Genomic DNA, 3840 nt, shown 5'->3' with positions numbered 1-3840 from the left:
CGGGCACGCGTATTCCGTTCGTCGTGATCTCGCCGTGGGCGAAGGTGAACTACGTGGATCACACGCAGATTACCCAGGCTTCGGTGGTTCGCTTCATTGAAGACAACTGGCTCAACGGTGCGCGTCTTGGTGGCGGTTCGTTTGACGCCACTGCGGGCAGCATCAACGGCATGTTCAACTTCAGCGGTCCGGGTAACAACCCGACGCTGTTCGTCGATCCGAACCTGGGTACACCGGTCGCATCGGTTCCCACGATCTGATTGTTGCCTGAACGCCCGCGTCAGGTCACCGGCGCGGACGAATATGTTTTTGCTGCGTCGCCGCCGGGCAATTGACCGGCGGCGTTTTTTCAATGCTGCTTCTGCTTCCTGGCTCACATGTCGCACACCGTCATACCTCCGGTTACGCCCGCCACTGGCGAGAAGCCACGCCTCCCCCGCTCGAAACACGTCTTGCTCGGATGCATCGCCGCCGTGGTTCTCGGCGCCGCCGGATTCAGCGCATGGGCCGTCGCGTTCCCCTCGCAAGTACCGGCCCGCGTGGGCGCTATCGTGGAAGACCTGACGGGTGCCAATCCGGATCCTGTCGTACTCTCCCGTCCGCCGGTCGCGCCGTTGAGCGCGGTGGCACAACTCGGCCAGAAGCTTTTCTTCGACGAGTCGCTGTCTGCTTCCGGGAAACAATCGTGTGCGTCCTGCCACAGCCCGGACCATGCGTACGGCCCGCCGAACAAACTCTCCGTGCAGTTGGGCGGACCGCACATGACGCTCGAAGGCTACCGTCCGCCGCCTTCGCTGATGTACCTGTATTTGCAGCCTAACTTCAGCATTGGCCCCGATGCCGGCGAAGCCGAAGCGCCGCCGGATTTCGCCGCCCTCGCCTCGCAAGCCGCTGGCGCCGCCAAGGCGCAAAAGAATGCGGGCGTCGCGCCCGCTGCGCCGGCCATGGTGCCGCAAGGCGGTTTCTTCTGGGACGGCCGCGCCGATACGCTGCAGGCACAAGCGTCCGGCCCCATGCTCAACCCTGTGGAAATGGCCAACACCAGCGAAACCGATGTCGCCGCGAAATTGCAGCGCACCGCTTACAAGGACGACTTCACCAAGCTGTTCGGCGCAAATATTTTCCAGAGCACCCAGCTCACCGTCTCCGAGGCCATGTTCGCGATCGCGCGCTATCAGGTCGAAGAGCAGTCGTTCCACCCATACTCGAGCAAGTACGATTACTGGCTCGAAGGCAAGGCGCGGCTCTCGCAAGCGGAGTTGCATGGCTTGCGCCTCTTCAACGATCCAGACAAGGCCAACTGCGCCGGCTGCCATTTGTCCAAGCCCAGTGCCGACGGTATCCCGCCGATGTTCACCGACTACCAGTACGAAGCGCTCGGTGTTCCGCGTAACACCACGCTTGCTGTCAACCACGATCCGAAGTTCTTCGACATGGGCGTATGCGGCCCGTTCCGTGACGACATAAAGGACCAGACGCAGTATTGCGGCATGTTCCTCACGCCCACGCTCCGGAACTCCGCAACACGGCAAGTGTTCTTCCATAACGGCGTCTATCATTCGCTCGACGACGTCATGTCGTTCTACAACGACCGCAATACCGCGCCGCAGAAGTTCTATCCGAAAGGTGCCGACGGCAAGGTCAACAAGTACGACGACCTGCCGGCGAAGTTCCACGCGAACGTCGACGTAACCGACGCACCGTTCGATCGCAAGTTCGGCGAAAAGCCCGCGATGACGGATCAGGAGATGAAGGACATCATCGCGTTCCTGCATACCCTGACCGACGGTTATCAAAAAGGCAGCTAATCCGCTCGATCAGCTTTTGGCGAGCTTGATGCTGGAGGCGTCCGCGGTCAGGTAACCGACCGTGGCGCCGAAGCGGTCCTTGTAGTTGGCTCGCACAAGCGGATCCAACGCGGCCTTCACCTTGTCGTGAACCGGGCTTTCCCAATCGCCCGCGTGCTGGAAATTGCTCATGATGTAAGTCCAGCCGTTGATCTCGTCAACCGCATGAAGGCCAGTCGATTCCGCGCCGGCCGGACACGACAGCACACGCGACAAGGTCTGCGTGTCCACGTTGTAGGCCCACAAGAAATTGTTCACGTGCATGCTCGAATCTTCACCGATGAACAGCGTGCGCAACTTTTCCGAGAATTTCACGTTGTCCGGGTTCGCGATCTTGCTCGCGCTCGCGGTATTGCCGAGCGCATCGGCCGGTGAAAGATCTTCGCCCACCAGCGCTGCCGGCGCGGCCATGTCGACCGGCACCCATTCGCTGTTGATCGCGGCGCCGCTCGTGTCCCTCTGCCCTGCTTTCAGGTTCAACGCGTAGACCGCCCCGGCGTTGATGATTTTATCGACGGCTACATCGGTTGATGCCGCGTTGCCCTTCACCATCGACTTCTCGATGCGTGACATCGCGCTGTACACGATCTTGTCCTTCGCGTTGATCGTCGTGCCTTCGAGCTTCGTAAAGCCCATGCTCCCGCCGATATACGCCGCATAGCGGTGCGTCTCCAGATACGCGGCCGCCTTCTCCATGCCGGGCTTGATGCGGATCCAGTTGAACGTGCCGTTGAAATTGATCTTCGTGAAGCTCGCGTCGAGCGGGTCCTTGGTGCTCACGTCCATGATGTCGGACGCTTGCAGCTTCGAAGCCATCGCTTCAATCTCCGCACTCGTCGCGCTGCCAATCCTGATCCACGTCAGGTTGGCCGAGCCCGCGCCCGCCGATGATGTCTGCGCCCACTTCGCCACATACAGCGTGCCCGAGGACAGGTCCTCCGCACGATCCGCGATGAACATGAAGAGGCCGCCGTTGGTCGCGTCGTCACCCATCATGACGGTGCGTTTGTCCGGCATGACCTGCACCAGTTCGTGCGAGATGCGTCCGAGGTTGTAGTGTTTCCTGATGGTGCCGGTGCCGTCCGGGTTCACCGTGACTTCCGGAAGATGACCATAGTTGTAGGGGTTGGCGCGGGTCGCGTCGCCATAGAGACTAGTGCTGAACGCCTTGAACTGTGCGTTGGTTGCAATGGTCGTTGCGTCTGGCTCGTACTCTTCGCTTGCGAGATGCGTGTTCCACGGCGACAAGCTCGCGCCGCACGTGATCCACAATCCGTTCGCCTTCGACGTATCCACGTTGTGATATTTCACGAGCGTGAGTTTGCCAGTCGTCTGATCCTGGTCGAGTGTGAGCACGGCGATAGGCGAAGGCAACTGTCCATACGTCGACACCAGGCTCTGGTCGCGCGTCGCGTATTCGAACTGCACGACTGCGAATACGGCCTTTCCCTTGATGCCGGCAACCGTAGGCTTATCAAGTGACAGCAGTGAGGTCCCATCCGGGCAATCCGAGAAGAACTGGCGCTCTTTGCCCGACACGGATTTATCGATGATCGGCTGGTTGTTGATGTCGTAGTAACCACCGCTGAGGGTCGTTCCGCCGCTGCCGTTCGGGACCCTATCGCCCGTTACGAAGAAGGGCTGGTAGGCGAGCTTGTAGGCTTGCGTGGTGCCGTCGCTGTGGGAGACGGTGAGCGTCGAGCCGACCGTAGTGGTCGCCATCGCGGCAGGGTCGGCAAGCGATGGCGCGGCCATCGAGGCGAATGCGGCAGACTTGAATGATGTCGATGCCACCGGCGCGGCTACTGCATCGTTACCGCCGCCGCAGCCGGCCAGAAGCGTTGAAACAGAGAAAGCGCCCAAAGGGAGCATGGGCGCGCCCACTAGCAGTTTGAGGGCTTTGCGGCGCGATACGTTGGGCTGCTCTTGCATGTCGTCTGGTCCGATTTTTGTGTCGTTGGGGGCCAGCGCGCCCTGTTATTGAAACGCCTCA

General features: G+C 60.8%; 3 protein-coding genes. 2 read left to right on the top strand and 1 reads right to left on the bottom strand.

What is annotated here, in order from left to right:
• Together JWR14_RS01070 and JWR14_RS01065 are read left to right on the top strand one after the other, a co-directional pair.
• Positions 1-260: alkaline phosphatase family protein (locus JWR14_RS01070; protein ID WP_299699877.1), on the top strand; the 260-nt coding region annotated here is incomplete at its 5' end.
• 192 nt (positions 261-452) lie between these two features.
• Positions 453-1808, top strand: coding sequence for a cytochrome c peroxidase (locus JWR14_RS01065; RefSeq protein ID WP_299699874.1), 1356 nt, complete (start codon positions 453-455; stop codon positions 1806-1808).
• A gap of 9 nt (positions 1809-1817) precedes the next feature.
• On the opposite strand, the gene JWR14_RS01060 is transcribed toward JWR14_RS01065, so the two are convergent.
• Entirely contained in the window at positions 1818-3779 is a 1962-nt protein-coding gene (locus tag JWR14_RS01060; RefSeq protein WP_299699871.1) for an alkaline phosphatase PhoX, read from the bottom strand.
• Between the last annotated feature and the right edge of the window lie 61 nt (positions 3780-3840).

This window comes from Caballeronia sp., assembly GCF_028292365.1.
Classification (GTDB): domain Bacteria; phylum Pseudomonadota; class Gammaproteobacteria; order Burkholderiales; family Burkholderiaceae; genus Caballeronia.
This window is presented reverse-complemented; position numbering and strand designations above follow the sequence as displayed.